General features: G+C 66.5%; 22 protein-coding genes and 1 pseudogene. 4 read left to right on the forward strand and 19 right to left on the reverse strand.

Going from position 1 to position 25,869, the window contains the following annotated elements:
- Positions 1–70: 70 nt before the first annotated feature.
- Entirely contained in the window at positions 71–1,243 is a 1,173-nt protein-coding gene (locus tag ADBZ6K_RS13805) for a glycosyltransferase (protein ID WP_526347514.1), read from the forward strand.
- 9 nt (positions 1,244–1,252) lie between these two features.
- Entirely contained in the window at positions 1,253–1,447 is a 195-nt protein-coding gene (locus ADBZ6K_RS13810; protein ID WP_526347516.1) for a DUF3046 domain-containing protein, read from the forward strand.
- Between the two features lie 29 nt (positions 1,448–1,476).
- Here ADBZ6K_RS13810 and ADBZ6K_RS13815 read toward each other — a convergent pair whose 3' ends face one another.
- The 18 genes from ADBZ6K_RS13815 to ADBZ6K_RS13900 form a co-directional block, all read right to left on the reverse strand.
- A complete protein-coding gene (locus ADBZ6K_RS13815; protein ID WP_526347518.1) occupies positions 1,477–2,244 on the reverse strand; it encodes a DUF6390 family protein in 768 nt (255 codons plus the stop codon).
- Positions 2,244–3,320 carry a hydrogenase expression/formation protein HypE gene (gene hypE, locus ADBZ6K_RS13820; protein WP_526347520.1) on the reverse strand — a complete coding sequence of 359 codons (1,077 nt, stop codon included), beginning with the start codon at positions 3,318–3,320 and terminating at the stop codon, positions 2,244–2,246. The genes ADBZ6K_RS13815 and hypE overlap by 1 nt, the downstream gene beginning before the upstream one ends.
- Complete coding sequence (gene hypD, locus ADBZ6K_RS13825; protein WP_526347522.1) at positions 3,313–4,413, reverse strand: hydrogenase formation protein HypD; 1,101 nt, start codon at positions 4,411–4,413, stop codon at positions 3,313–3,315. The genes hypE and hypD overlap by 8 nt, the downstream gene beginning before the upstream one ends.
- Positions 4,413–4,751: a HypC/HybG/HupF family hydrogenase formation chaperone gene (locus ADBZ6K_RS13830; RefSeq protein WP_526347524.1), complete on the reverse strand. Its 339-nt coding sequence runs from the start codon at positions 4,749–4,751 to the stop codon at positions 4,413–4,415. Before ADBZ6K_RS13830 ends, hypD begins: the two co-directional genes overlap by 1 nt.
- Before the next feature lie 35 nt (positions 4,752–4,786).
- The gene (gene hypF / locus ADBZ6K_RS13835) at positions 4,787–7,114 is read right to left on the reverse strand and encodes a carbamoyltransferase HypF (RefSeq protein ID WP_526347526.1); all 2,328 of its coding nucleotides are present in this window, start codon (positions 7,112–7,114) and stop codon (positions 4,787–4,789) included.
- Positions 7,111–7,377, reverse strand: a complete 267-nt coding sequence (locus tag ADBZ6K_RS13840; protein ID WP_526347528.1) for a HypC/HybG/HupF family hydrogenase formation chaperone — start codon at positions 7,375–7,377, stop codon at positions 7,111–7,113. Before ADBZ6K_RS13840 ends, hypF begins: the two co-directional genes overlap by 4 nt.
- 3 nt (positions 7,378–7,380) lie before the next feature.
- The gene (locus ADBZ6K_RS13845; RefSeq protein ID WP_526347574.1) at positions 7,381–7,857 is read right to left on the reverse strand and encodes a hydrogenase maturation protease; all 477 of its coding nucleotides are present in this window, start codon (positions 7,855–7,857) and stop codon (positions 7,381–7,383) included.
- A gap of 39 nt (positions 7,858–7,896) precedes the next feature.
- Positions 7,897–8,016, reverse strand: a complete 120-nt coding sequence (locus ADBZ6K_RS13850) for a DUF6893 family small protein (protein ID WP_526347530.1) — start codon at positions 8,014–8,016, stop codon at positions 7,897–7,899.
- Positions 8,004–9,344 (reverse strand): hypothetical protein, encoded by a 1,341-nt coding sequence (locus ADBZ6K_RS13855; RefSeq protein ID WP_526347532.1) that lies wholly within the window; start codon positions 9,342–9,344, stop codon positions 8,004–8,006. Before ADBZ6K_RS13855 ends, ADBZ6K_RS13850 begins: the two co-directional genes overlap by 13 nt.
- Before the next feature lie 28 nt (positions 9,345–9,372).
- Complete coding sequence (locus ADBZ6K_RS13860; RefSeq protein WP_526347534.1) at positions 9,373–10,020, reverse strand: DUF6084 family protein; 648 nt, start codon at positions 10,018–10,020, stop codon at positions 9,373–9,375.
- The gene (locus ADBZ6K_RS13865; RefSeq protein WP_526347576.1) at positions 10,017–10,688 is read right to left on the reverse strand and encodes a DUF5947 family protein; all 672 of its coding nucleotides are present in this window, start codon (positions 10,686–10,688) and stop codon (positions 10,017–10,019) included. The genes ADBZ6K_RS13860 and ADBZ6K_RS13865 overlap by 4 nt, the downstream gene beginning before the upstream one ends.
- Before the next feature lie 74 nt (positions 10,689–10,762).
- Positions 10,763–11,725: a NifU-related iron-sulfur-binding protein gene (locus ADBZ6K_RS13870; RefSeq protein ID WP_526347536.1), complete on the reverse strand. Its 963-nt coding sequence runs from the start codon at positions 11,723–11,725 to the stop codon at positions 10,763–10,765.
- A 3-nt stretch (positions 11,726–11,728) separates the two neighbouring features.
- Positions 11,729–13,525 (reverse strand): nickel-dependent hydrogenase large subunit, encoded by a 1,797-nt coding sequence (locus ADBZ6K_RS13875; RefSeq protein WP_526347538.1) that lies wholly within the window; start codon positions 13,523–13,525, stop codon positions 11,729–11,731.
- A 95-nt stretch (positions 13,526–13,620) separates the two neighbouring features.
- The gene (locus ADBZ6K_RS13880) at positions 13,621–14,676 is read right to left on the reverse strand and encodes an NADH-quinone oxidoreductase subunit B family protein (RefSeq protein ID WP_526347540.1); all 1,056 of its coding nucleotides are present in this window, start codon (positions 14,674–14,676) and stop codon (positions 13,621–13,623) included.
- A gap of 75 nt (positions 14,677–14,751) precedes the next feature.
- A complete protein-coding gene (gene hypB, locus ADBZ6K_RS13885) occupies positions 14,752–15,600 on the reverse strand; it encodes a hydrogenase nickel incorporation protein HypB (RefSeq protein WP_526347542.1) in 849 nt (282 codons plus the stop codon).
- A 2-nt stretch (positions 15,601–15,602) separates the two neighbouring features.
- Positions 15,603–15,932 carry a hydrogenase maturation nickel metallochaperone HypA/HybF gene (locus tag ADBZ6K_RS13890; RefSeq protein ID WP_526347544.1) on the reverse strand — a complete coding sequence of 110 codons (330 nt, stop codon included), beginning with the start codon at positions 15,930–15,932 and terminating at the stop codon, positions 15,603–15,605.
- Between the two features lie 60 nt (positions 15,933–15,992).
- Positions 15,993–19,544, reverse strand: a complete 3,552-nt coding sequence (locus ADBZ6K_RS13895; protein WP_526347546.1) for an nSTAND1 domain-containing NTPase — start codon at positions 19,542–19,544, stop codon at positions 15,993–15,995.
- Positions 19,541–20,938: a TIR domain-containing protein gene (locus ADBZ6K_RS13900; RefSeq protein ID WP_526347548.1), complete on the reverse strand. Its 1,398-nt coding sequence runs from the start codon at positions 20,936–20,938 to the stop codon at positions 19,541–19,543. The genes ADBZ6K_RS13895 and ADBZ6K_RS13900 overlap by 4 nt, the downstream gene beginning before the upstream one ends.
- 709 nt (positions 20,939–21,647) lie before the next feature.
- Between ADBZ6K_RS13900 and recA the strand changes: the two genes are divergently transcribed.
- Both recA and recX read left to right on the forward strand, forming a co-directional pair.
- Positions 21,648–25,094: an intein-containing recombinase RecA gene (recA, locus tag ADBZ6K_RS13905; RefSeq protein ID WP_526347550.1), complete on the forward strand. Its 3,447-nt coding sequence runs from the start codon at positions 21,648–21,650 to the stop codon at positions 25,092–25,094.
- Positions 25,063–25,593 carry a recombination regulator RecX gene (gene recX, locus ADBZ6K_RS13910; RefSeq protein WP_526347552.1) on the forward strand — a complete coding sequence of 177 codons (531 nt, stop codon included), beginning with the start codon at positions 25,063–25,065 and terminating at the stop codon, positions 25,591–25,593. The genes recA and recX overlap by 32 nt, the downstream gene beginning before the upstream one ends.
- Here the strand turns inward: recX and ADBZ6K_RS13915 are convergent.
- A pseudogene (locus ADBZ6K_RS13915) lies at positions 25,590–25,869 on the reverse strand (amino acid ABC transporter permease); the annotation flags it as partial. The gene recX and the pseudogene ADBZ6K_RS13915 sit on opposite strands and share 4 nt — an antisense overlap.

Here is a 25,869-nt window from a genome sequence, read left to right on the forward strand (position 1 = left end):
CGGCGCGTGCGCACACGTCGGCTCCGTCATGAATGGCAGCCTAACCCCTGGCTGTGGCACTCTGACTCCGATGCGTGTCGCTGTGGTGGCCGGACCCGACCCTGGTCATGCGTTTCCTGCCCTCGCCCTGTGTCTGAGATTCCTGGCCGCCGGTGACGCGCCGACGCTGCTGACCGGTACCCGCTGGCTCGACACCGCACGCGCCGCCGGCATCGCTGCTGTCGAACTTCGGGGTCTTGATCCGACCGACGCCGACGACGACACCGACGCGGGTGCAAAGATCCATCGGCGCGCGGGCCGGATGGCCGTACTCAACGCACCCGTGCTCCACGAGCTCGCACCCGAGCTCGTGGTGTCGGATGTCATCACCGCCTGCGGCGGATTGGCCGCCGAGTTGCTCGGTGTGCCGTGGATCGAGCTGAACCCCCACCCGCTGTACCGGCCGTCGAAGGGGCTGCCACCGCTGGGCAGTGGGCTGGCGCCCGGCGTCGGGATCCGCGGCCGGTTACGTGACACGGTCATGCGCGCGCTGACCGCCCGGTCGTGGCGGGAAGGCCTGCGCCAGCGCTCGGCCGTGCGGGTGGAGATCGGCCTGCCCGGTGAGGACCCCGGTCCGCAGGTGCGGCTGATCGCCACCCTGCCCGCCCTCGAGGTGCCGCGACCGGACTGGCCGCCGGAGGCGGTCGTGGTGGGTCCGCTGCATTTCGAGCCGACGACGGCGGTGCTGGACGTGCCCGCGGGCCCGGGGCCGGTGGTGGTGGTCGCACCGTCGACGGCGGTTACGGGCGCCGCCGGGCTCGTCGATGTGGCGCTGGACACGCTGGCCCCTGGCGCGGGGCTGCCCGACGGCGCCCGGCTGGTGGTGTCACGGCTGGAGGGACCCGATGCGGACCTGCCCCCGTGGGCGGCCGCTGGCCTGGGCCGCCAGGACGAACTCCTGTCCCGCGCGGATCTGGTGATCTGCGGCGGAGGGCATGGCATTGTGTCCAAGACGCTGCTGGCAGGGGTCCCGCTGGTTGTGGTTCCCGGCGGGGGTGACCAGTGGGAGATTGCCAATCGTGTTGTGCGCCAGGGTAGTGCGCGGCTGGTGCGGCCGCTGACGGCGGAGACGCTGGGCGTGGCGGTAAGTGAGGTGCTGTCCTCGCTGAGTTATCGCGACGCGGCGCGACGGGCCGCGGCCACGGCGGCCGATGTGTCCGATCCGGTACGAGTGTGCCAAGAAGCGCTCACCCCGTCGGCGTAGGTTGATCTGGTGCGATTGACGGAATTCAATGAACTCGTCGAGGGGCAGTTCGGCCCCGTCCGGGGTCCGTCGCTGCTCGTCGACCACGTGTTGTCGGCGCTGGGCGGGCGCACCGCCGCGCAGGCGATCGAGGATGGTGCGGAACCGCGCGACGTTTGGCGCGCGCTGTGCGCCGACTTCGACGTCCCGCGCGAACAATGGTGACTCAATCCACCCGCCGAGCAGACGCAAAATTACCGCAACACGCCGTGGCCGAGGCGCGTTTGCGTCTGCTCGCGGGGTGCGGAGCGGGCGGCGTTGACCAGGTCGAGGGTCGCCTGCGTGGCGGTGTCCAGCGCGTGCGCGTCGGCCACACCGAGCGTCGCGCACACCCAGTCCCAATGCGCGGCGACGATCTCACCGGGCGCCGGTGCCGAGGGCATCAGGGCGACGCCGTCCCTACGCCACCGCACGCGCTCGGAACAAGCCTCGCCGACGGCCAATTCGCCGTCTCGGAACCTCAGCGGCCGGCTGGCGATGACCGCATGCTCGGTTTCAACGGATTCAACTGTGCCCCAACGAATCCGGCAATCCTGCAGAACGCGAAGCGGGGTGGCATTGTCGGTGCTGGGACTCAGAAATCGCACCCACGGGTACACCACGAACACGTGAAAGCTGTGGTGCGCCAACACGGGCGCCGAGGTGTCCAGGTCGCCGAGCAGTCCGGTCACCTGGCCGGCGAACGCGCCACGCAACCGGGTCAGTAACTGTTCCGGGTCGACCGACGCCAACTTCGGCCCGCCCACCCAGTATGCGGTGACGACGTCGGGGTCCAGCGGATCGGTGATGCCGCCCGCCGCGGCGATCGCCTCCAGATACGGCCAGGCGCCGTCGAATTCCCGCGCATGCGCCCCGAGCTCCTCGTGGCTGGTACCTCCCGGTCCGCAGTAGCCGAGCTCGTTGGGCGGAAAGGCGTACCGCGCGAACAACCCGCGGCCGGTGAACCGATCGGCCCCCGTCATCAGCAGATCCGGGGCAGCTGCTCGCCGATCGGCAGATCGACGACACGGTTGCCGCCGAGCGCCGTTCGCGCCACCACCATGCCCGGATGCTCGGCCACGCAACGCCCGATTACCGTCGAGCGGGCGCCCTGGGGGTGGGCGCGCATGGCCGCCAGTACCCGTTCGGCGTCGTCGGGCGGGACGAACGCGACCAGCTTGCCCTCGTTGGCGACGTAGAGCGGGTCGAGGCCGAGCAGGCCGCAGGCGTCGCGGACCTCGGTGGGGATCGGCAGGCTCCGCTCATCCAGCGACACACCCACGCGCGCCGATCTGGCGATCTCGTTCAGCGTCGCGGCCATACCGCCGCGCGTCGGATCCCGCAGCGTGTGGATGTCCGCGCCGGTGTCGATCATCGCGGAGACCAGGCCGTGCAGGGGTGCGGTGTCGCTGGTCACGGTGGTGGCGAACTCAAGACCCTCCCGGCAGCTCATCACCGCCACGCCGTGCACGCCGATGTCGCCGCTGACGATCACGACGTCGCCGACTGAGGCGCGCTGCGGCCGGATGTCGGCGCGCGCATCGACCAGGCCGATCCCCGCGGTGTTGATGTACACCCCGTCCCCGTGACCGGCGTCGACCACCTTGGTGTCACCGGTGACGAGCTTCACCCCGGCCGCCAGGGCCGCCGTACCCAGCGCCTGCGCAACCCGAGCCAGCTCGTCGAGAGCGGTGCCTTCCTCGAGGATGAACGCCGTCGACAGCGCCAGCGGCGTCGCACCCGCCATCGCCAGGTCGTTGACGGTCCCGTTGACCGCCAGGTCGCCGATGGTGCCGCCGGGAAACACCATCGGTTTGACGACGAACGAGTCGGTGGAGAACGCCAGCCGGGCGCCACCGACGTCGACAACCGCCGAATCGCCCATCCCCGCCTCGGCGGCCGGGCCGAACGCGGGCAGGAACAGGTGCTCGATCAGCTCAGCGGACATCGCCCCGCCGCCGCCGTGGCCCATCACGATGTTGGGGGCATCCCGCAGCGGCGCCGGGCACACCCAGGCCTCCATGTCGATGTCGGCCTGCCGCGTCGACGGTTCAGGCATGGGAGATCTCGAGACGCCGGTACAGGTAGTAGGCCGCGCACGCACCCTCCGAGGACACCATGGTGGCGCCCAACGGGTTTCGCGGAGTGCATTGCGTACCGAACGCGGCGCACTCGTGCGGTTTGATCAACCCCTGCAGCACCTCACCGGACCGGCACACCGCCGACTCCTCGGTGTGGATATCGGTGACGGCGAACCGGTACTCCGCGTCATAGTCGCGGTAGGCGTGCGAAAGCCGCCAACCGCTGCTCGGGATCATCCCGATTCCGCGCCAGCTGCGGTCGGTGACCTCGAAGACGTCGAGCAGCATGGCCTTCGCGGCCGAGTTCCCGCCGTCCTGTACCGCGCGCGGGTAGGCGTTCTCCAGCTCGTGGCGGTCGGACTCGAGTTGCAGCACCGTGCGGCGAATGCCCTCGAGAATGTCCAGCGGCTCGAAACCCGTGACCACAATGGGTATCCCGTACTTGTCGCACAGTGGGGGATACTCGTCGGTGCCCATCACCGTGCACACATGCCCGGCTGCCAGGAACGCCTGCACGCGGCAGGTCGGAGACTCCATGATCGCCGAGATCGCGGGCGGTACCAACACATGCGACACCAGCAGCGAGAAGTTCTCGATTCCCAGCCGCTTGGCCTGATAGACAGTCATCGCGTTTGCGGGCGCGGTGGTCTCGAAGCCGATACCGAAGAAGACGACCTGCTTGTGGGGGTTGTCCCTGGCGATGGTCAGCGCGTCCAGGGGCGAATAGACGACCCGTACGTCACCGCCCTGGCTCTTGATCCGGAACAGATCCTTCGCACTGCCCGGGACGCGCAGCATGTCGCCGAATGAGCAGAAGATGACGTCGGGCCTCGATGCGATCTCCAGGGCCTTGTCGATGATCTCCAATGGCGTCACGCACACCGGGCAGCCGGGTCCGTGGATCATCTCGATCTCGTCGGGAAGCAGCTGGTCGATGCCGTGGCGTATGATCGAATGCGTTTGTCCGCCACAGACTTCCATGATCGCCCAGCGCCTGCTTGTGGACCGTTTGATCTGCTCGATGAGCTTGCCCGCAAGTGCGGGATCGCTGAATTCGTCGAGATACTTCATCACTTCACCCCGGCACTTCCGTTGTTGCGGCCATCGGCCAGCTCCGCCACGGCGGGGTTGGCCACGCCGGCCTGCCTGGCGGCCAGCTCGAACCCGTCGCCGAACTCCTCCTTGAGCACCCCGAGGTGCTCGAACTCGTCCAGTGTGCGTTTGGCCGACTCCTCATCGAGGCGCTGGATCGCGAAACCCACATGGACAACCACATATTGGCCAATCTCGGCGTCGGGCAGGTACTGCAGGCACACGTCCTTCTGGACGCCGCCGAAGTCGACGATCGACATCAGCGTCCCGTCACACTCCTCGATGCGCACGATCTTCCCCGGTACCGCCAAACACATCAGCGACTCCTTTCTCCTGAAGTCTTGGCCCCCGTCTACCCCGAATTTCCCACCATCAGCTGACCCAGCGCGATGCCGCCGTCGTTGGGCGGTACCAGCCGGTGAGTGATCGCCTCGAAGCCGTTGGCGCGCAATCCGTTCAACGTCATTCCCAGCAGCAGCGCGTTCTGGAACACGCCACCGGAAAGCGCTATCGGGTACGGACCGGCGGGCTCGATCGCGGCGAGTTCGACGATCAGCGCAGCGACCGCATGGTGGAACCGCGCGCCGATCACGCCTGCGGACACACCGGCGCGGACATCGGCGATCACCGCGGCCAGCACAGGAGCCGGGTCGACCACCGCGTATGGCTTCTCGCGGCCGATGGCGAAGGTGTAGCGACCACCGGCGGCGTCTGATCCGCGCGCGAGGCCCTCGAGTTCGATGGCGGCCTGCGCCTCGTAGGCCACCTCCTGGCGGACGCCGGCGAGTGCCGACACGGCGTCGAACAGGCGGCCCATGCTTGAGGTCGGCACGCAGCCCAAGCCGGTCTCGAGCTGATGACGCAGCACCTTTCGCTCATCGGGCGGGCACGCCCGGACCGGCGGAAGGTCGTCGTCCCAGGGCAGTCCGGCCGCCCACAGATGCGCCAGCGCCATGCGGTAGGGGCGCAGCACGCTGACGTCACCGCCCGCAAGAGGCACATACCGCAGGGCGGCGAGCCTGCGGTAGTCCTTGTAGTCGGCGAGCAGCACCTCGCCGCCCCACACGGCACCGTCCGGACCGTAACCTGTTCCGTCGAAGGCGAATCCGAGAACCCGACGCGAGCCGTCCATGCCGTGCTCGGCCATCACGGCCGCGATGTGGGCGTGGTGATGCTGCACCGTGCGCACCGGGCGGTCTGCGGCGTTGCGATGCGCCCACGCCGCCGATCGGTACAGCGGATGGCCGTCGGCGACGAGCACCCCGGCGTCGACGCCGGTCAGGGCGCGCAGATGGCGCTCGGCCGAATCGAACGCCGACAGGGTGGCGAGATCATCCATGTCGCCGATGTGCTGACTGAGCCACGCATAGTTGCCCTCTGCCACCGCCATGGTGTTCTTGAGATCCGCCCCGACCGCCAGGGTGGGCGGCACCGGCACGGGAAGCGCCACGGGCAGCGGTGCGTACCCCCGCGAACGCCGGATCGGCAGCTCGGTGGCACCGTCGGGGGAGATGATCACACGGACGACGGAATCGTCGCACGGCACCAGGATGGGGCGGTCGTGCATCAGCCAGCCGTCGGCCAGGCCGGCCAGGCGATCGGCGGCGTCGTCATCGGTGAAGCAGATCGGCTCGCCGCCCAGGTTGCCCGATGTCATCACCAGCACCTCTGGGCCGGGCGTGTCGCCGGGCAGGCCGAACAGCAGGGTGTGCAGCGGGGTATACGCGAGCATGACGCCGAGGTCCGGGTTGCGCGGCGCGACGGCGTCGGCGACCGAGGCGCCAGGTCGCCTCGGGAGCAGGACGATGGGCCGACGGGGGCCGCACAGCACCCGGGCCGACGCGTCGTCGACTGTCACCAGCCGGCGGGCGGCGCCGAGATCGGTGACCATCACCGCAAAGGGCTTGTCGCCCCGGCGCTTCCGTCTGCGCAACTCGGCGACGGCCGAGTCGTCGGCGGCATCGCAGGCCAGGTGGTATCCGCCGATGCCCTTGACGGCGAGCACACCCCCGTCGCGCAGCAGCTGCCTGGCCAGGCGCAGCGCGTCCCCTTTGACACCGCCCTGCCGGTCGCGGTATTGCAGCGTAGGGCCGCAGGCGGGGCAGCAGATGGGTTGTGCGTGGAACCGGCGGTCGGCGGGATCGGAGTATTCGCGCAGGCACTCGGCGCACATCGGGAAGCCCGCCATCGTCGTGGCCGGGCGGTCGTAGGGCAGCGAGGCGATGATGGTGAAGCGGGGCCCGCAGTTGGTGCAGTTGACGAAGGCGTGCCGGTGGCGTCGGTTGGCCGGATCGCGTTGTTCTGCGGCGCAGTCGGCGCACATGGCGACGTCGGGAGAGGCCAGGGTGCGGCCGCCGGAGCGCGACGAGTCGCCGATGGTGAAGCCGGTGCCGCCGGCGAGCGGGATCGGTTGACTGTCAATCGATTCGATGACCGCCAGCGGCGGAGGACGCTCACGCAGGGTCGCCATGAAGCCCTCGAGGTCGTCGGTGGCGCCCTCGACTTCGATCACGGCGCCCGAACTGTCGTTGCGCACCGATCCGGACAGGCCGAAGGCCGCGGCGGTGGTGTAGACGAACGGCCGGAAGCCCACGCCCTGGACCACACCGCGGACGGTCAGCACCAGCCGGCGGCGCGGGCCCAACGCGCGATTGGCGTCCGCTTCGCGCTGTCCCGTCATGGCGGGCCCTCGGCCTCATCGCCCGACGCCGGACCCGCACCCATCAGCCGCAGGCCCGCCATCGCCGCATCGGCGCCCGTCCTGTCGGTCTTCTCGACGACGAACCCCATGTGGATGATCACCCAGTCGCCGGGGGAGAAGGTCTCTTCCGGCAGCATCCCGACGTTGACCTTGCGCTGCTGGCCCGCGACGTCGACGAGTGCCAGCTGTCCGCCGTAGCCGTTCAGCATGCCGATGACCTGGCCGGGTATGCCCAGACACATGGTTCAGCCCTCCCGCACCGGCGTCGTCAGGAGCTCCACGACCTCGCCGACCGCGCGGACCGCCCCGGGAACGGCCGCGGCCACTTCCTCCGACAGGCCGATGCCCTCCTCGACGGTACGCACCTCACAGCCGATCACGACGGTGTGCGGCGGCGAGCCGCCCAACGCCGCCAGGCTGCCGAACACCGCCGCCGGGTCCATCGCATGCGCGTCGACACCTGTTGTCGTCGTGAGGCTTTCGTGGTCGGCCTCGAAGACATGCAGGGTGCCGGGTGCGCCGCGGTCGGGGAGCGCGTCGACAAGGACGAGCGCGTCGTATCCGTCCAGCAGATCGTAGGCCAGATGCATCCCGCCGATGCCGTAGTCGACGACCCGGACGCACGGGTCACCGGACCGCTCGACATGACGAAGCACCTCGGAGCCGAATCCGTCGTCCCCGAGGAAGATGTTGCCGATCCCGGCTACCAGTATCCGGGTGATGGCCTCTCCATCTGTCGTGTGTCCCGTTGTCTTCGGGTGCTACATCCTGCGCATTCTCATGTAACGCTTGGCATCCGGAATGGAACGAACTCCCACCAGCGCCCCGGCCACGATGACTGCGGCGACAACACCGACCGCCACCCAACCTAGTGTCTCCATTGCGCACTCCTTTCACTGAGTGGTTCGACTTCATCAGGTGCGAAGTACAGGTACCGGCCATACCATTCGTGCAGATCGGCGCCGGGGTCGTCCTCCAGCACCACGCCGACGTGCTGGTCGCCGTCGACGTCCTCGTGCACCGAGGTCACCCGCGCGACGCGGCCCGCGAAGAACAGATCCTGCGCGTCGGCGCGGCGCGACGGCCGCAGCCGGACCCGGCTGCCACGGGTCACCCGAATCCCGTTGACCAGCACGGCGTCGATCTCCGGACGCACCGCATTGTCCGCCAGCGGATCCCACCAGTCGATGCCGTCGGGAATCTCGGGAATGAGCCCAAGGCCCAGGGTTCCGGCATGCGGGTCACGCAGCACCCCGTGCAGGTTCAGCATCGCCTCGGGTGTCATCGAATCGCATCTGTCGATGATCTGCGCGGCGCGGGGGTCGGTGGCGCGGGCTTGCGCCTTCTCCTCGTCGGTCATGGTCATCACCCGCAGGGTGAGAATCTCGTCGATCTCGGTGGAGTCGTAGAGGTCGCCGCCGCTCTGTTCGGCGATCTCGGGATGGTCGTAGAGGATGATCGGCGACACCAGGCACAGGCTGTGGTCGCCGGGCGGGCCGGCAAGGACGGGAAAACAGCGGTGCTGCCGGCATCGCCCCGCGGCTGCGGTGGCCCCGTCCGGCGGTTCGAGCAGCGAGACGAGTTCGCCATCGGTGACCTCGACGATGAGGTGCGTGCCGATCATCGACACCGCGATCGCGTCGTCCTTGTCCGCGGCGGGGGGCGCGGTGTTCTCGACGTCGAGGGTGATGCGGACCAGATCTCCGTCGTGTTCGGCGGACATCGCGAGCCTGCCCCTCAGTTCGCGGCGGGTGCGCACCAGCCTGCCGCCGTCCACCGGATCGATGTCGACGCCCCCTGGGATGGAGATATCCACCCCGTGCGGCAGGGTCGCCACCCGCAAGAGGCCGGTTGTCACCTCGCGGTCGACTGCCTCATCCCAGCTCAACCATGTTTGGGACCCGCACGTCAGCTCCGTGACGGGTTCGAACGAGCCGTTGCCCAGATCCCTTTCGGCACCGCGATGTTGCAGCTGCAGAAAGCGAACCACCACTGACAGCGCCGCGGCGCCGAGTGGGCGTACGAGCAGTTGCGTTGACAGCGTGGCGTTCTCGCCGATACCCACCGACTCCGCACCCGGCGGTCCCAGCACGCCGAATTGCCAACGGGTCTGGTTCTTGCGTGACGTCGCCCGGTACGGGTACAACAGGTACCCCTCGTAGAGGACGGCGTCGGCGACGGCGCGGGCACGCTCCCAGCCGGCGCTCATCGGTGCCTTCTGCTCTTCGCGCAAGCGCTCATCGGTCGGCCCCCGCGGCGGTGATGAGCGCACTGACGGCCTCGTCGAACGACAGCATCCCGTGCGCGGACCGGTACGCACCCAGCGCGGTAACGGTGTCGTGGTTGAGCCGCACCCAACCCGTGCCCGGATAGTGCTGCCGGATGAGGTCGTGCCACACCGACACCGGCATGTCGTAGCGGTCCTCGCGGTCCCACGGCACCTGCTGGACGGAGAATCCGCGCTGACCCTGGACGAAAATCGTTCCGCTGAACAGGAATTGCAGCGGAACCGTCCCGTCACGCAGCGCGTGGAGGTACTTGGCTGCGGCGACCTCGAAGTCGTAGGTGCACTCGAGGGGCAGTTCCACCTGGGTGGCGCTGGTGAACCCAGGCACCATCGCCGCCGCGTGCTGCCAGAGGAAGGTGTGCTGTGTGGTGGCCCAGCGATCCCGCGGCCCGAACAGGTCGGCCAGTCCGTTGGCCTCCGCGTCGGAGTAGGCCCGGCGGCCCGGGTCGATACGGACCTGGCAACGCAGCGCGATCGCGTGAATCGGCGAATCACCCATCGCGGCGATCCCGACCCGCGCTGTGAGCATCGGGGAGACGGCGAACGCCTCCGGCGCCACGTCCAGCACCGCGAAGGTCACCTCCGTCGGATCGGTCATCGGGCCGCCACCTTGCTGCGCTCGTCGAGCGCACCGAAGAACTCGGCGATGAAGGTCCGGGCGTCCTGGCCGCCGTCGAAGCCGCGCCACAGCATCCGCAGGCGGCCGACGAACTCATAGCACGCGTCGATTGGCAGCAGATAGCAGCTCGGCGCGTCGTCGTCAGCGTCGTCCGGGTCTTGTGGCGGCACCCGGATCAGCAGCGCTTCGGTGTCGTCGGCGAGGAGGTCCACCCGCGGGTCGGCGGCCCGGATGTCATTCCAGGCGGCCAGATCCAGCTCCGATTCCGTAGCACCGGCCGGGCCGGGATAGAACGCGACGACCCGGCCGAGCGCCGAATTGCGGAAGAGGAACGCCAGACCCACCGGGATCTGCAGCGCGTCCCACCGGCGGCGGTCCAGGGCGAAGTCGGTCAACGCCAGATACCGGTCGGGTACGGACCGGTAGCGCAGGTCGGCATGCGTATCGGTAAACAGGAGATAGCAGCCGCGGCAGACGCACATCAGTTGGCGCCCTTCGACATTCACCACATGCTGGTGTTCGTCAGCGATGGCCTCCGAGCACATCTCACAGCGTTCGCCCGCGGGCTGGGGACTGCCGCGATTCGCCCGGATACGCGCCAGGACGGCCGAGACATCCGTTGTCCCGGTGAGCTTTTCGCTCCTCACGTCCGCGGTGGCTTTTTCGCTCCTCACGTCCGCGGTGGCTCTTTCGCTCCTCACGTCCGCGGTGGCCCCGCCCATCACGCCACCTCCTCGGGCACGGCCATGGACAGCACGCCGCCGCGGACGAGGACCGGAATCGGCTCGAGATGACCGTCGCGATCGCCGGTCACAGCCGCCCCGGCGTGCACGACGTCGTACCCGGTGCCGCAGCATGGACAGGCCAACACCGCCCCGTCGAGGTGGGTGCCCGCCAGCGAGCCGGTGCAGTTCGGGCATCGGTCGGCATAGGCGTAGACATTGTCACCGACATTGTCACCGACATCGCCACCGACATCGCCACCGACATCGGCACCCACCCGGCAGGCCAGCACCACGGTGCCTGCGACGGAGAACCCACCGACCTCGCCTGGTGCCAGCTCGGCCAGTTCGGGTACCGGTTGCCAGGATGCCTTGTGCCCGTTGGCGTGGACGCGGCCGAGCAGCGAGTCGGGCGGTATGACGCCCGGCTCGGCCTGCGGTGCGGAGATCACCTCGATGGAGCCGATCTCGGGAGCTGCGGCGCGGACCGCATCCTGGACCGCCAACTCGAGCGTGACCGCCGAGGACGGGCAGCTCTTGCAGCTCCCCGCGAACTGCAGGCGTACCACGTAGTCACCGTCGGGCCCTGGGTCGACGCCAAGCAGATGCACATCGCCGCCATGCGATCCGAGGTACGGCCGCACGCTGTCCAGCGCGTCGGCGACGCGCCGTTCGATGTCGTATGGATGCAGACCGTGCACGAGGAGCAGACTGGCCACCAGGTCGTCGGCGGCGAGCCGGTCCGCAAGGCCTGGATCGGCGGAGGTCGCCATCGCGAGAATGCGCTGCAGCCCCGCGCCGTAGAGATCAGTCACCTCGCGGACCAGCTGTTCGGCGCGTTCCCGCGCCGCGACCCCGCCCGACGCACTGGCGTCGAGCAGTGTCTGGATCCGTTCGCCCGCTGCGCGCCACTGGGTGTCGTCCTCGGGTCCGTTGAGGCCTGGGGGATGAGCGGGCGGCATACGCTATTCCCCGGTCGCGGTCTGAGTCGGAGAATGCAGTCTTTCCAAGGTCTTTCCGTCACCGAGATACATGTGCACCCCACACGGAAGGCACGGATCGAAGCTGCGCACCGTGCGCATGATGTCGATGCCCTTGAAGTGCTCCCTGTCGTTCTCCTCGAAGATGGGTTGACCCTGCACGGCATCCTCGTAGGGTCCCGGCGTGCCGTAGCTGTCCCGCGGATTGGCGTTCCATGGCGTCGGCGGATACGGGTGGTAGTTGGCGATCTTGCCGTCTCGAATCACCATGTGGTGGCTCAGCACACCGCGCACCGCCTCGGTGAATCCGCAGCCGATGCCTTCGTCAGGCACCTCGAACTTCTCCCACGTCTTCGTCCGGCCGGCGCGGATCTCTTCCAACGCCTTCTCGGCGAAATGCAGCGCGCAGGCCGCGGAGTACGCCTGGAAGTAGGTCCGCGCCCGGTTGCGCTCGATGGTGTTGCTGCCGTATTGCGGTATCCTCCACTCGAATTCGACCGGGCCCTTCAGCGCGGTCTTCGGAAGATTGATCTGCACGCTGTGACCGGTGGCCTTGACGTAACCGATGTCCACCAGCCCGGCCAGCGCGGTTGCCCACAGCCGTGCCAGCGGACCCCCGCCGGTGTCCAACGCCAGGTGGTCCGTGCCGTCGAACCAGCGCGGTGCCATCACCCAGCTGTACTTGTCGTCGAAGTCGCGCTTCTGCGGCCTCGGGTTGGTGTGCTGATTCCACGGGTGGCGGCGGTCGATCGGGTTGCCGAGCGGGTCGGTCTTGACGAACATCTCCTGGTCGGTCCAGTCGTCATAGTAACTGTGGCCCAACAGGATCCGGATACCGAGGTTGATGTCCACCAACGAGTGCGTGACCAGTTTGCCGTCGACGACCACGCCGGGCGTGACGAACATGGCGTTACCCCAGCGCTCCATGTCCCGGTAGGCGAAGTTGCAGACGGCGGGGTCCTGGAAGGAACCCCAGCAGCCGAGCAGGGTACGCCGCAGCCCGACCTTGTCGTAGCCGGGTAAGGCCTCGTAGAAGAAGTCGAACAGGTCGTCGTGCATGGGCACGACCTTCTTCATGAACTCGACGTAGCGCATCAGCCGGCTCATGTAGTCGGTCATCAGCTGGATCGTCGCGGTGGTGCCGATGCCGCCCGGATACAGCGTGGATGGATGGACGTGCCTGCCCTCCATGAGGCAGAACATCTCTCGGGTCCAGCGGCTGACCTGTAGGGCCTCCCGGTAGAACTCGCCGGTGAACGGGTTGAGGGCCCGCATGATGTCGGCGATCGTGCGGTAACCGTGCGCTTCGGCCCGCGGGGACTGGGTGTTCTCGGCCTTGGCAAGCACGCCGGGATTGGTCTCGGAGACCATCTTCTCGCAGTAGTCCACACCGACCAGGTTCTCCTGGAAGATGTTGTGGTCGAACATGTATTCTGCGGCCTCACCGAGATTTATCAGCCATTCGCCGAGGTGGGGTGGCTTGACGCCGTATGCCATGTTCTGGCAGTAGCACGAACAGGTGGCGTGGTTGTCGCCGCAGATGCCGCAGATGCGGCTGGTGATGAAATGGGCGTCGCGGGGGTCCTTACCCTTCATGAAGATCGAATAGCCACGGAAGATCGACGATGTGCTGTGGCATTCGACGACTTCCTTGTTGTCGAAGTCGATCTTGGTGTAGATGCCGAGGCTGCCGACGATTCTCGTGATCGGATCCCACGCCATCTCCACCAGCTGGCCGGGCTCGCGCTTCGCGTGTGACGGTTCGGGGATGATGGTTGTCATCGAACGTCTTCTCTTTTCAGGTCATGCGCCGCAATGCAAGTGGTTCGTCGACACCTGACGGCGTCGGGCAGCAGCGGGCAGGAAACGATGCGCACCTACCAGGTGCGCGTCGCTCCGGTTTCGAGTGTCGGGCCGCGATGGCGCCACTTAGGCTCTTTGTCGACCGTGCGACCGGTGACGTGGCGCAGGCTGCGGATCACCGAGCCGTAGAGACCCGATGCCGCCGTGGAGACCTTGCCGCCCGGCGGTTCGTCCATGAACGGCATGAACTTGTCGGGGAAGCCGGGCATCGTGCACCCGATGCAGATCCCGCCGACGTTCGGGCAACCGCCGATTCCGTTGATCCAGCCCCGCTTTGGCACGTTGCACTTGACCACTGGGCCCCAGCAGCCAAGCTTGACAATGCATTTCGGTGACCCGTACTCGGTTGCGAAGTCGCCCTGCTCGTAGTAGCCGGCGCGATCACAACCTTCGTGCACCGTGTTGCCGAACAACCACTTCGGACGCAGCGCTTCATCGAGCGGGATCATCGGGGCCTGATCGGTGGCCATGTAGAGCAGATAGGTGAGCGTTTCGGCGAGATTGTCCGGCTGGATCGGGCAGCCCGGCACACAGACGATCGGAATGCCGGCCTTGCTCTTCCATTCCCAGCCGAGGTAGTCTGGTACGCCCATCGCGCCGGTAGGGTTGCCCGCCATCGCGTGAATACCGCCGTAGGTAGCGCAGGTGCCCACGGCCACGACAGCAGTTGCCTTGGGCGTCAGGCGATCCAGCCATTCGCTTGTGGTCATCGGCTGGCCGGTGGCCGGGTTGTTGCCGAACCCGCACCAGTACCCTTCGTTCTTGATCTGTTCGTTGGGGATGGACCCCTCGACGACGAGAACGAACGGCTCGAGTTCGCCGCGGTCGGCCTTGAAGAACCATTCGAGGAAATCGTCGGCGCCCCCGGTCGGTCCGCATTCGAAGTCGATCAGGGGCCAATGGACGGCGATCTTGGGCAGACCGGGAAGCGCGCCTAGCGCGATCTCCTCGATGCTGGGCTGTGTGGCGGCAGTCAGCGCCACGGAATCGCCATCGCAACTCAGTCCGGCGTTGATCCACAGCACATGGATCAACGCGTCTTCTGCTTTGACTGCTGCCTCACTCGGCATGTGTCACAGCTTCCCGGGGTCCGGGCTGGGAACCCCTGCGGCACAGGAGTCGACCTTCGGCCCACTTGCGTGCCGTTAACTTTTCGGTTTACTCCGGTGGGATTGGCTTGTCAACGATTGTTGGGACATCGCCGCATTTGCGCGATCGTCGATCCATTGGTGCCATGCGTCAATGCCATCGCCGCGTGTCGCCGACACTGGCAAAATCTCGACACCCGGGTTGACCGACCGGGCGTGTCGCATCAACACGTCAACATCAAAGTCGACATACGGGAGGAGGTCGACCTTGTTGACGACCACCAGATCCGCTACAGCAAACATGTGGGGGTACTTGAGCGGTTTGTCGGCACCCTCCGTCACCGAGACGACAACTACTTTGCTGTGCTCTCCGAGATCGAAGAGGGCCGGGCACACCAGATTGCCTACGTTTTCGATGAACAGCAGCGACGCGGGTGGGGGGTCAAGTGCGTCGAGCGCGCGATGCACCATGGCGGCATCGAGGTGGCAGCCCGCGCCCGTGTTGACCTGGACCGCGCGGGCGCCGGCCGCGCGAATCCGGTTCGCGTCAAGCAACGTCTCCTGATCGCCCTCGATGACGGACACCGTGTGGGTCCGGCCGAGTTCGCGAATGCTGCGCTCGAGCAGGGTGGTCTTGCCCGCCCCGGGGGAGCTGGTCAGGTTGAGCGCGAGAATGGCGCGGTCGGCGAGCCACTGCCGATTTCGTTCTGCGAGGGCTTCGTTTTTCGCGAGGACCCTTTGCTCGAGCGAGACGGTCTCGAGCGAGACGGTCTCGAGCGTGACGGTGTGGGTGTGCGGGTGGTCGTGATCGTGGTGGTGGTCGTCAACGTGGTCGTGGTCCTCGCCCGCGATCGTGATGACGGCATTGTCCCCGGCGTCTCCGCTGCAGCCGCAGGTTGCGCACATCGTCAACTCACTTCCATCGACAGGATCCGAAGGTCTTTGCCGGCAAGGACTTCGACATCGGCGCTTCCGCAGGGGCACAACAGGATCAGGTCAGGAAGCTCGAAATCCCGGCCGCAGGTTCGGCAGTGCGCTTGGCCGGGCAGCACGTCCAGTTCGAGCCTGGCGCCGTCGGCGACGGTGCCTTCGGTCGCCAGGTCGAAACAGAACTGCATCGAGTCGGGCACGACGGCGCACAGTGCCCCGACCTCGAGCTTGACGCTGTGCACACGGCGACCTGCGGCGTGCTCGCACACCGCATCGACAACACTTTGCGTGATCGCCATCTCGTGCATGTCTGTCTCTACGATAGGCGCGGGAGCAGGCCGTGGCGATGAGTCACGGCGCCCGATCGTTCAGTTGCCTGCTCTGTCCGGGATTGGCAATCCAGGACAGAGCGTGATGTACCCGCGGTCGCGGGGCATCGAGTCGCGCCAGTCATCACGGCTCATGTTGGTTGTGAGTTTGTCGCACACCAGTTCCGGTGACGCGTCGGTCGGCCACAGCCGCACCCCGTCGAGGCTGCCGGTGGCGAGCCGGTGCCCGTCGGGGCTAAACGCCACAGCGACCATCGGACCCGTGTAACCGATGAGCGGGTCCCCGAAGGGCTGGCGGGTATTGATATCCCACTGCCGCGCAGTCAGGTCGAGGCTGGTGGTGGCGAGCCGCTGCCCGTCGGGGCTGAACGCCACCCCGGTCACCGTATCGGTGTGGCCTTTGAGGGCGTCGCCGAGCTGTTGGCCGGTGGCCGGGTCCCACAGCCGCACCGTGCCGTCGGCGCCGGCGCTGGCCAGCAGGTGCCCATTGGGGCTGAACGCCACTTGCCACACCGCACCGGTGTGGCCTTTGAGTTCGCGGAGCTGTTGGCCGGTGTCGGGGTTCCACAGCCGCACGGTGCCGTCGTCGCCAGCCGAGGCCAGCTGCTGCCCGTTGGGGCTGAACGCCACTTGCCACACCGCACCGGAGTGGTCTTTGAGTTCGCGGAGCTGTTGGCCGGTGTCGGGGTTCCACAGCAGCACCCAGCCGCTTCTGCCGGCGCTGGCCAGCAGATGCGCGTCGGGGCTGAACGCCACGTCGTACACCGCGCCGGAGTGGTCTTTGAGTTCGCGGAGCTGTTGGCCGGTGTCGGGGTTGAACAGCCGCACCGTGCCGTCATTGCCGGCCGAGGCCAGCTGCTGCCCGTCGGGGCTGAACGCCACGTCGTGCACCGCGCCGGTGTGGCCTTTGAGTTCGCGGAGCTGTTGATCGGTGTCGGGGTTCCACAGCCGCACCGTGCCGTCATTGCCGGCCGACGCCAGCCGCTGCCCGTCGCGGCTGAACGCCACACCGTATACCCCGCCGATATTGCCGGTGAGGGCGCCGCCGAGGGGCTGGCGGGTGTCGGGGTCCCACAGCCGCACCGTGCCGTCATTGCCGGCCGAGGCGAGCCGCTGCCCGTCGGGGCTGAACGCCATTTCGGACACCGCGCCGGTGTGGCCTCTCAGAGGGTCGCCGAGCTGTTGGCCGGTGTCGGGGTTCCACAGCAGCACCCAGCCGCTTCTGCCGGCGCTGGCCAGCCACTGACCGTCGGGGCTAAACACCACATCGGACACCCCGCCGATGTCGCCAAACATGGTCTCGTCGAGAGATTGGCCGGTGGCCGGATTCCACAGCCGCACCGTGCCGTCGTCGCTGGCCGAGGCCAGCCGCTGCCCGTCGGGACTAAACGCCACCCCGCCCACATCGTCGGTGTGGCCTTTGAGTTCGCCGAGCTGTTGGCCGGTGTCGGGGTTCCACAGCCGCACTGTGTCGTCGTCGCCGGCGCTGGCCAGCAGATGCGCGTCGGGGCTGAACGCCACTTCGTTCACCGCGTCGGTGTGGCCTTTGAGTTCGCGGAGCTGTTGGCCGGTGTCGGGGTTGAACAGCCGCACTGTGTCGTCGTCGCCGGCCGAGGCCAGCTGCTGCCCGTCGGGGCTCAACTCGACGTCGTTCACCGGGCCGCTGTGGCCCATCAGGGGCTCGGGGAGGGGTTGGCCGGTGTCTGGGTTCCACAGCCGCAGCGTGCCGTCGTCGCCGGCCGAGGCGAGCCGCTGCCCGTCGGGGCTGAACGCCACGTCGTACACCGGGCCGTTGTGGCCTCGGAGGGGTTCGCGGAGGGGTTGGCCGGTGGCCGGGTCCCACAGCCGCACCGTGCCGTCGTCGCTGGCGCTGGCCAGCCGCTGCCCGTCGGGGCTGAACGCCACATCGGACACCCGGTCGGTGTGGCCGGTGATGATCTTGACGGTGCTGGCCCGTTGGACGACGGCGGTGTAAAGCACACCATCGTCCGGGGCGGTGAGGGTGCGGGCGGCCAGGATCTGCTGCAGGGCGAGTGCGTCCCCGCCGGGTGCGGTGCCGACCAGCATGTGCAACGCCTCGGCGTTCATCTTCTGCGCGGTCGCCTCCTGCTCTTTGATCTGCGCCTGGTGTTGCGCCTTCTCGGCGGTTCTGGAGGCAGATAAGGCGATGCCGGCCAAGACCACGACGACCACAAGGAGCGCTCCAAGAATCCATGAGAGTCTCCGCAGCTTGGCCGCGCTGCGCATGCTGGCTTGCAGTTCGGCTCGCTGGCGTCGCTGTTCGGCCTCGGCCTGCTTTGCGCGGGCCTGCAGTTCTTCTGCACGCCGCTGGTCACGGTGCTCGCGCACGACCGTTGTGAGCACGTCGTGGGTGAGTTCGATCCGTTGGGCGCCGTAGTAATCCACTATTCGCAATAGCCGCGCGCCGACGAGCCGGTCGAGTTCGTCGTTACTGAGAACCGACGGCACCGCATCCTCGCGCGGGTAATTGTTACGGAACCCCTTTTCGCTGATCAGCTGATCTTCGATAAACATCGCAACCTGCGGCAGGTCGCCTACGCACGACGCATAGAAATTCGACAGGATGCCGCTCTTGGCGCTCTCGACCAACTGCTCCTCGAAGCGCTCTTGGCCAAGGTCCTTCCGCCGCTCGTTGAGTTCATGGCAGAACAGGCTGAGCAAGGCGGGTTCCAAATATAAAGATTTGTGGCCATTGCCATAACCCTCAAGATCCGTGACCGCGGTTTCGTCGTCGCGGTGCAGGTTTTCTCCCGCGACGATGTCCACTACGCGCTTCGCCAGTGCGGCCGTCATCAGGTCCTTGGCCGGCTCATGCACCGCATCAAATGCGTCATCCCTGTTCAACCGAAGCAGTCGCATCCGCGAGCGCCCCAGTACGGGAATCAGCCGGCACCATTCTTCGAGGTCGGGAAGATAGTCTTCGCGCAGGCTGACCATCAGCTTGTAGTTGCGGGAGCGCAAATCGAAGCGCGTAGCCACAGCCTCGTCGGCTTCGATCCGCGCCGACAGATCCGCGGGAATGCGGTTCTCGGCCAAGTCACCGAAGTCGTTTCGAAATGCCTCAACCAGTGCTGGTGCCCGCTCACCTAGGGTGAAGAGTTCTTCGAACTGATCGAGGACAATCACCGGAGTGAGGCGATCGTTCGCAGCGCTCCGAAGCTCGATGTCCCTGCGGTGCAGGTATTCCCAGAGAGACTCGTCATCTGCCGGCTGCACGGCATCGGGCAGTTCGGCCTTAATACAGTCGCGTACCTTTTGGTGTAGCTGGCGGGCCAGCGGTGGCGCGCCCGGCTTGACCTGGAAGCGCACATAGACAGGCAGAAAATGCCGTTCGGGCAGCAGACGCTGTTCGCGCAACCGGGGGAACAGGCCCGCTCGCAGCAGCGACGTCTTACCCAGGCCAGACCGCCCGTATAAGACCGTGACGTAGGCATCGAGCACATGCTGCAGCAGTGCTTTGGCTTCGCGATCTCGTCCGAAGAAGAACGCGCGTTCGCTCTCCTGAAACGACTCCAGTCCGGGCCACGGGTTCTCGCTGTCGAGCTGCGGCCTGGCCATAGTGCTCGTCATGCCGCACCGGGTCGGTTTATCGCATCGATTTCATTGCTCAGCAGCGTGGTTAGCGCGGCATCCGGCTCGCCGGCGGGCGCACTGCCAAAGTGTAAGCGCTTGAAGAACTCTCGACCTTTCGGGTACCGGCTCAGATCACCGTCGTAGTCGTCGACGATCACGGGCATGATGAAGTGTCCGCTCGAAACTCTGAGTTGTTGTTCAAGCGCTTCCCTCCACTCCCGGAAGACGTAGCCTCGGTGCTCTCGTTCGGTGTTCGCCGAGATCACCGGGACGAACAACCGGACAGTTTCGCCGATCGCGGTCAGAATCTCTTTCTCCCAGTCATCGCCCACCTCAAGGCGTTGGGTGTCCAACCAGGCGTTCCCGCCGAGTCGGGTGATCGCACTCTCCAGCCGCCGGGCAGCCTCGAGATCCTCGCGCATGTAGCTGATGAAGATCGACGGTGTAGCCGAGCCGTGAGAACTACGGGAGCCATCCGGAATCCATGGCCGCGCTGTTTGCGGTGCCGCGACATCGTGTTTCGCGCAGCGTGCACGCAACGCCGAAACAAACGCGGTCGGCTCCATCTCCAAATGCTGGACCATTGGCCGACGGCAATAAGTCTCGAAGAAATCGGACAGGGACCGTTCCTGTGTGTTTGACGAGCCGACGAAAAAGAACTGCTTGTGTTCGTCCGATAGCCGCTCGGTGCTTGACAAACGCAGCAGGAATCGCCCGATCCAGTCAGGAATCTCACAGCCGATGAAAAGCATCGGCCGATGCCGCAGTTCATAAGCCAGCCACTCCGGCAGGCGCGCTGCGTCGGGAAGCAATGCGTGCAACCATTCCAACCGGTCCTCCTCGTGGATTGCGTACTCGGGAGTGGAGGTGGCCCGACCGAACAGATTCAGAACGACGGTATCGGCCGGCGCGGTCGATAGTTCGAATTGTTGTGCCTGTCCGCTGGTTGCCCAACTCAGCGAAAAGCTAAGTTCACGCGTCAGTTCTCTACCCCGGAAGCGGACCTCGTTGAGCGCCTTCGCAAGCAGGCGGTCAGGCGTCGTACTCACGAAGAGGCGCAAGTCATCGATGGCCGCGAGATCGAGGAGCGCATCGCACGGTTCCTGATCGACTTCCTTGATGATGCGGTTAATTTGGTTATATAAGGGACCAACCTGATCCCGGCCGTGCTTCTGCAGGATCGCCGCCACCGCCTCCTGCATGGTTCTCATCTCAGACGACGTGCTCAGGTCATATTTGCTTGCGAGGCGCTGGCCTATCAGAGAAGTGAACGTCTGTCTGACATTTCCGTTCCTGACCACCGTCAATTCGGGCCCAACAACCGGCAACAGCCTCTTATCCTCGATATACCCGAGGATGAGATCCCAAAAATTATCGTCTTTTGCGCCCACGCGGTGCCCCTTAGAACCCCGAATCGCAGCAGGCAGCCCCTGTGTTGTCAGGGTAGCGCTGCATAAGCACAGGCAGGATCCAAACCCGTGAGATCCACGACGCGCGGCCTACACGTTGCACCTCAAGCCCTCGCCGCAGTCCGACAGCGTCACGGCCGGTGTAACTCAGAATGGCGACGGACACAAACCGATGGTGCTACCCGATACAGCCGCGGCATAGAGTAGTCAGCCACTCGATCGATGTCCGGTATCGGTTCCGGATACCTACTGCAGATGATCGCGCCACTTGTGGACCTGCTCGCCGCGCGAACACCTTGCCGGTAGTTTCATCCGCTCCGCTCCGCTCCGCTCCGCGGCGTTGCGGCCCTGGTCACCAAAGACCGGGACCACGCGCGTTCGCCCGAGGTCCGTGATGCAGCGTGCCGTAGGCTTCCGGCTGCTCGCCGTGGGAGGGGATGCGGACATCCTCGCGCTGCTTTGCTGCGGCCATCGCACCGCACGGTGTCCGCGCGGGTCTGGGAGTCATCGGCGTGTCCGCTTGAATCGAACACGTGTTCGTCTACTGTGGTCAGTGTTCGACGGCTAGATGCTGGCCTGGGTGAGTGCAGCGGCGGGACGGCGTGAGCCCGACTTGTCGGTGGCGGCCTCTAGCGTCACGGCCAACAGATCGATACCGATCACCCGAACACACGAGGACGGAGACCATCCCATGGCCCAGCAGGCCCCTGATCGCGAGAAAGCGCTCGAACTCGCGATGGCGCAGATCGACAAGAGCTTCGGCAAGGGCTCGGTGATGCGCCTCGGCGAAGAGGTTCGCCAACCCATCACGGTCATCCCGACCGGCTCCATCGCGCTGGACGTCGCACTCGGCATCGGCGGGCTGCCGCGCGGCCGGGTCGTCGAGATCTACGGCCCGGAGTCCTCGGGTAAGACCACCGTCGCGCTGCATGCGGTGGCCAACGCCCAGGCGGCGGGCGGCATCGCGGCGTTCATCGACGCCGAGCACGCGCTGGACCCGGAGTACGCCAAGAAGCTCGGCGTCGACACCGACGCGCTGCTGGTGTCCCAGCCCGACACCGGTGAGCAGGCGCTGGAGATCGCCGACATGCTCGTGCGCTCCGGTGCGCTGGACATCATCGTGATCGACTCGGTGGCCGCGCTGGTGCCCCGCGCCGAGATCGAGGGCGAGATGGGGGACAGCCACGTCGGTCTGCAGGCCCGGTTGATGAGTCAGGCGCTGCGGAAGATGACCGGCGCACTGAACAACTCCGGCACCACCGCGATCTTCATCAACCAGCTGCGGGAAAAGATCGGAGTCATGTTCGGGTGTCTTTCCTATGGCACCCGGGTCCAGTTGGCCGACGGCAGCACCGAGAAGATCGGCAAGATCGTCAACCAGAAGATGGACGTCGAGGTGATGTCCTACGACCCGATCTCCGATCAGATCGTGCCGCGCAAGGTGGTGAACTGGTTCAACAACGGTCCCGCTGAGCGGTTCCTGCAGTTCACGGTCGAGAAGTCCGGTGGCAACGGCCGATCTCAGTTCGCCGCGACACCCAATCACCTAATCCGCACCCCGGGCGGCTGGACCGAAGCCGGCGACGTCATCGCCGGCGACCGCGTGATGGCCACCGAGCCGCACCGGCTGAGCGATCAGCAGTTTCAGGTGATCCTGGGCTCGCTTATGGGCGACGGCAACCTTTCGCCAAATCGCCGGGATCGGAATGGAGTCCGCTTCCGGATGGGCCACGGCGCCAAGCAGGTCGACTACCTGCAATGGAAGGTCGATCTGCTGGACAACATCAAACATTCGCTCCGGGAGAACGAGAAGGGTTGCCGCTTCGCGGACTTCACCCCGCTGCCCGAGCTCGGTGAGCTGCGCCGCGCGGTGTACCTCGGTGACGGCAAGAAGTTCTTGTCCGAAGCCTATTTGAAGGCGTTGACCCCGCTTGCGTTGGCGATCTGGTACATGGATGACGGCGCGTTCACCGTGCGGTCCAAAGGGCTGCAACAGCGCACGGCTGGTGGCAGCGGGCGTATCGAGATCTGCGTCGAGGCTATGAGCGAGGGTTCGAGGGCACGTCTCCGCGATTACCTGCGCGACACACACGGGCTGGATGTCCGGCTGCGTTCATCCGGGGCAGCGGGTAAGGCCGTGTTGGTGTTCTCGACCGCTGCGACCGCGAAGTTCCAAGAGCTGGTGGCGCCGTACATGGCTCCGTCGATGGAGTACAAGCTGCTACCGCGATTCCGTGGGCTCGGGACTGTCGTTCCGCAGTTCGTTGGCCCCACTCAACGGTTGGTCCCAGCGCGGGTGCTCGACGTCCAGGTCAAGCCGCCCACCCGGTCGATGAACCGCTTTGACATCGAGGTCGAGGGTTCGCACAACTACTTCGCCGACGGCGTCATGGTGCACAACTCGCCCGAAACGACCACCGGCGGAAAGGCTTTGAAGTTCTACGCCTCGGTCCGGTTGGATGTCCGGCGCATCGAGACGCTCAAAGACGGCACCGACGCGGTCGGCAACCGCACCCGCGTCAAGGTGGTCAAGAACAAGTGCCTCGCCGAAGGCACCCGTATCTTTGATCCGGCCACCGGTACGACGCATCGGATCGAAGACGTGGTCGATGAGCGCAGGCAGATCCACGTCGTCGCGACGGCCAAGGACGGAACCCTGCACGCGCGCCCGGTGGTGTCCTGGTTCGACCAGGGGGTGCAGGATGTGGTCGGACTGCGGATCGCAGGCGGCACCACCGTGTGGGCCACGCCCGATCACAAGGTCCTCACCGAGTACGGCTGGCGTCAGGCCGGGGAACTCCGCAAGGGGGACCGAGTGGCTCAGCCGCGCCGCTTCGAGGGATTCGGCGGCGGCGTGCCCATCCCTGCGGATCACGCCCGGCTACTGGGCTATCTGATCGGGGACGGTTATGTCGGCGGTAAGACCCCCGTCAACTTCATCAACGTCGAGCAGTCACTTATCGACGACGTGTCGCGAATCGCCGCGACGCTCGGCTGCGCGGCCCATCCGCAGGGGCCGCTATCCCTGGCGATCGCTCACCGGCCCGGTGAACGCAATGGTGTCCTCGATCTTTGCCGGCGGGCAGGCATCCACGGCAAGCTTGCATGGGAGAAGACGATCCCGAGCTGGTTCTTCCAACCGGACATCGCAGCTGATGTGGTCGGTAACCTGCTGTTCGGTCTGTTCGAGACCGATGGCTGGGTGAGCCGGGAGCAGACGGGTGCGCTCCGAGTCGGCTACACGACGACCTCCGAACAGCTTGCACACCAGATCCATTGGCTGCTCATGCGATTCGGCATCGTGAGCACCGTTCGGGATTACGATCCGACGCAGAAGCGCCCGAGTATCGTCAACGGGCGGCGGGTCCAGAGCAAGCGTCAGGTATTCGAGGTCCGCATCTCGGGCATGGAGAACGTCGCGGCATTCGCCGACGCGGTTCCCATGTGGGGACCGCGAGGTATTGCCCTGACGCAGGCCATTCCGGAGGCCGTGCAAGGGCGGTGGCGCGGATCGCAGGCGATGTATCTGTCGGCTGAGACGGCCGATGCCGTGCTCAACTACCTCGGCGAACGTGGCGTCACCGCGCAGGAGGCGGCGGCCATGATCGGCGAAGGCGCCGGGGATCCCCGTGGCGGGATGAGGCAGGTCCTGGGCGCCAGCCGCCTCCGCCGGGATCGCGTGCAGGCACTGGCCGATGCGTTGGACGATAGGTTCCTCCACGAGGTGCTGGTCGAAGAACTCCGGTACTCCGTGATCCGAGAGGTGCTGCCGGCGCGACGGGCGCGGACGTTCGATCTCGAAGTCGAGGAACTGCACAATCTGGTCGCGGAGGGCGTCGTCGTGCACAACTGCTCTCCCCCCTTCAAACAAGCCGAGTTCGACATCCTCTACGGCAGGGGCATCAGCCGCGAGGGCTCACTCATCGACATGGGTGTGGACCAGGGGTTCATCCGCAAGTCCGGCTCCTGGTTCACCTACGACGGTGAGCAGCTCGGCCAGGGCAAGGAGAACGCTCGCAACTTCCTGCTCGGCAACATCGACGTGGCCAACGAGATCGAGAAGAAGATCAAAGAGAAGCTCGGCATCGGTGCCGTGGTGACCGACGATGACGCGCTCCCGGCCCCCGTCGACTTCTGAGGTTTCCGGGGCCGCACGCGAGGAGCAGGCGAAGGCACTGTGCCTTCGCCTGCTCACCGCCAGGGCTAGGACTCGGGCCGAGCTGGAGGGACAGCTCGCCAAGCGCGGTTATCCCGGCGAGGTGAGCGTCCGGGTGCTCGACCGCCTCGGTGAGGTCGGACTCGTCGACGACGCCGACTTCGCCGAGCAGTGGGTGCGGTCCCGCCGCGCCCATGCGGGAAAGGGTAAGCGCGCCCTGGCCACCGAGCTGCGCACCAAGGGCGTGGACGACGACGTGATCAGCGCCGTGCTGGACGACATCGACGCGGGAGACGAGCGCGTCCGAGCAGAGCAACTGGTACACGACAAGCTGCGCAGGGAGCGATTGGCCGATGGGGACGACACCAAGGTGATGCGCAGGCTCGTCGGCATGCTAGCCCGCCGCGGGTACGGCCAGTCCATGGCCATCGACGTGGTGACCGCGGCGCTGGCCGGCGAGCGGGAGAGACGCCGGGTCTAGGTGCGGGTGTCGTCCAATGGCGGGGCGACCTGGACGTGTGCGCCCGGCGCCCCTTCTTGTTCGATCGCCTCGGGGTCCAGGGGGGTCGGTGCACGGCGGGACCGGCGCAGCCGTTTCTCCAGCCAAGTCGCGAGCACCGACAGGGCGAAGTTGACGCTGATCATCAGTAGGGCGATGACGATGAGCGCGGGGATGTAGTTGCCGTAGGAGGAGCCGACGACGGTGCCTTGGCGAACCATTTCGACGAAGGTGATCTGGTAGCCGATTGCGGTGTCC

Source organism: Mycobacterium sp. (assembly GCF_044223235.1).
GTDB lineage: Bacteria > Actinomycetota > Actinomycetes > Mycobacteriales > Mycobacteriaceae > Mycobacterium.

Bases quoted from the DNA above. Each gene is read 5' to 3' on its own strand.
- hypB (WP_526347542.1), bottom strand. From the start codon at position 15,600: ATGTGCGCAACCTGCGGCTGCAGCGGAGACGCCGGGGACAATGCCGTC.
- ADBZ6K_RS13895 (WP_526347546.1), bottom strand. From the start codon at position 19,544: ATGACGAGCACTATGGCCAGGCCGCAGCTCGACAGCGAGAACCCGTGG.
- recX (WP_526347552.1), top strand. From the start codon at position 25,063: ATGACGCGCTCCCGGCCCCCGTCGACTTCTGAGGTTTCCGGGGCCGCA.
- ADBZ6K_RS13805 (WP_526347514.1), top strand. From the start codon at position 71: ATGCGTGTCGCTGTGGTGGCCGGACCCGACCCTGGTCATGCGTTTCCT.
- ADBZ6K_RS13880 (WP_526347540.1), bottom strand. From the start codon at position 14,676: ATGCCGAGTGAGGCAGCAGTCAAAGCAGAAGACGCGTTGATCCATGTG.
- ADBZ6K_RS13875 (WP_526347538.1), bottom strand. From the start codon at position 13,525: ATGACAACCATCATCCCCGAACCGTCACACGCGAAGCGCGAGCCCGGC.
- ADBZ6K_RS13855 (WP_526347532.1), bottom strand. From the start codon at position 9,344: ATGAGCGCCGGCTGGGAGCGTGCCCGCGCCGTCGCCGACGCCGTCCTC.
- ADBZ6K_RS13830 (WP_526347524.1), bottom strand. From the start codon at position 4,751: ATGTGTTTGGCGGTACCGGGGAAGATCGTGCGCATCGAGGAGTGTGAC.
- ADBZ6K_RS13815 (WP_526347518.1), bottom strand. From the start codon at position 2,244: ATGACGGGGGCCGATCGGTTCACCGGCCGCGGGTTGTTCGCGCGGTAC.
- hypE (WP_526347520.1), bottom strand. From the start codon at position 3,320: ATGCCTGAACCGTCGACGCGGCAGGCCGACATCGACATGGAGGCCTGG.
- hypF (WP_526347526.1), bottom strand. From the start codon at position 7,114: ATGACGGGACAGCGCGAAGCGGACGCCAATCGCGCGTTGGGCCCGCGC.
- hypD (WP_526347522.1), bottom strand. From the start codon at position 4,413: ATGAAGTATCTCGACGAATTCAGCGATCCCGCACTTGCGGGCAAGCTC.
- ADBZ6K_RS13840 (WP_526347528.1), bottom strand. From the start codon at position 7,377: ATGTGTCTGGGCATACCCGGCCAGGTCATCGGCATGCTGAACGGCTAC.
- ADBZ6K_RS13850 (WP_526347530.1), bottom strand. From the start codon at position 8,016: ATGGAGACACTAGGTTGGGTGGCGGTCGGTGTTGTCGCCGCAGTCATC.
- recA (WP_526347550.1), top strand. From the start codon at position 21,648: ATGGCCCAGCAGGCCCCTGATCGCGAGAAAGCGCTCGAACTCGCGATG.
- ADBZ6K_RS13890 (WP_526347544.1), bottom strand. From the start codon at position 15,932: ATGCACGAGATGGCGATCACGCAAAGTGTTGTCGATGCGGTGTGCGAG.
- ADBZ6K_RS13860 (WP_526347534.1), bottom strand. From the start codon at position 10,020: ATGACCGATCCGACGGAGGTGACCTTCGCGGTGCTGGACGTGGCGCCG.
- ADBZ6K_RS13870 (WP_526347536.1), bottom strand. From the start codon at position 11,725: ATGCCGCCCGCTCATCCCCCAGGCCTCAACGGACCCGAGGACGACACC.